This window comes from Herbaspirillum sp. B65, from assembly GCF_000333555.1.
Taxonomy (GTDB): domain Bacteria; phylum Pseudomonadota; class Gammaproteobacteria; order Burkholderiales; family Burkholderiaceae_D; genus Herbaspirillum; species Herbaspirillum rubrisubalbicans.
In genome coordinates, this window is sequence record NZ_BADI01000970.1 from 1 (window position 1) to 1279 (window position 1279).

Annotated in this window: 2 protein-coding genes; both read left to right on the forward strand. The window is 53.1% G+C overall.

The features are described 5' to 3' along the window. Positions 1–414 precede the first annotated feature (414 nt). The gene (locus I5W_RS22815) at positions 415–990 is read left to right on the forward strand and encodes an RNA polymerase sigma factor (protein WP_017455439.1); all 576 of its coding nucleotides are present in this window, start codon (positions 415–417) and stop codon (positions 988–990) included. Further along, the coding region (locus I5W_RS31640) for a FecR/PupR family sigma factor regulator (protein ID WP_148289181.1) at positions 987–1279 on the forward strand (293 nt) is incomplete at its 3' end. The genes I5W_RS22815 and I5W_RS31640, both read left to right, overlap by 4 nt.

Sequence of the window (1279 nt, forward strand, 5' to 3'; positions counted from 1 at the left end):
CTTGATATTCCGGGACGCCGACCTGCATGCATTTCTGAAATGGCGCAGAAAGTGGCTGACTCGCTTTATCGCAAGCTGCCTGTCCAGCGGCATAAGTCTTGATTGACAACGGACTTCCGCATGAAATGAAATTTCCTTCCGAGTGATCGGAGAGGTGGTGCTCCTCCGTCCCCTCTGTAACAATATTGTCATTTTCATGGCCTATACTCGCGTCTCTCCCAGCCTGGCCTGCTGCGCCGCAGTTCCACCCATCCTGTCTCTCACCCGCTTGGCGTACGCTTGTTTTTCGCTGAGTAAAACAGCTTTCCTGATTGCCGTTGTATGCCTATCGATGCCATTGCGCCTCTGAAAATATTTTTCAAAGACGTACCGGATTTCGGTTTTTTGTTCGTCTAATGATTGTTGAGCACGGGAATGAAACGCACAGAAACGGATGAATGGTTTTCCCGAGAGATATTGCCTCTCGAGAATGCTTTATGGCGGTTCCTTCGACGCAACAGCCATGGGAGTGGCGATGAAATTGCAGACCTGATGCAGGAGGTTTACGTGCGTCTGTATGAGGCATCATGCGTAAGCCGGCCTGAACAGCCCAAGGCATTCATGTTTTCCATCGCAAGAAATCTGCTGATCGATCGGGCACGTCGATCGCAAGTGGTGTCAATCGAAGCCTATGCCGATCTGGAGGCATTGGAGATTACGCCAGATTTGCTTTCTCCAGAACGCCATGCGATTGGTTTGCAAGAGTTGCGTTTGCTTCAACGTGCGCTCGATGAACTCCCGGAGCGCTGTCGCCAAGTCGTCAAACTTCGCAAGATCGACGGACTTTCCCAGCGCGAGGTAGCTATGCATATGGGAATTGCGGAGGACACGGTGGAACGACAGATATCAAAGGGAATCAGGGCAATGGCACAAAGCCTGTTGAGCATGGGCGTGACGGTTGCATTAGCCGGAAAGAGGACTTCCTGCCAGAACAAGGAGGAGGCACAATGAAAAGATCTTCTCGTGTCGAAGCCGAGGCGACAGACTGGCTGGCACGACGCGACAGGGACGATTGGAGTAGCAGTCAGCAGGAGAGTCTGGACGCCTGGTTGAATGACGCGACGGAAAATCGAATCGCCTATCTTCGCATGGAGCGAACCTGGTCGCGTGCAGATCGTCTTGTGACGATGAAGAGACCGGGCCAAATGTCTGTGCCTCCGCAGAAAGGTTTTTGGGGATCGTCGAACGGTGCTGCGTCTGGCTGCCAGCGTGATGCTGGGCAGCTCAGTGGCCATGCTGG

What these genes read in the sequence shown, in the direction of transcription:
- I5W_RS22815 (WP_017455439.1), top strand. Translation starts at nt 415, where the DNA reads ATGAAACGCACAGAAACGGATGAATGGTTTTCCCGAGAGATATTGCCT.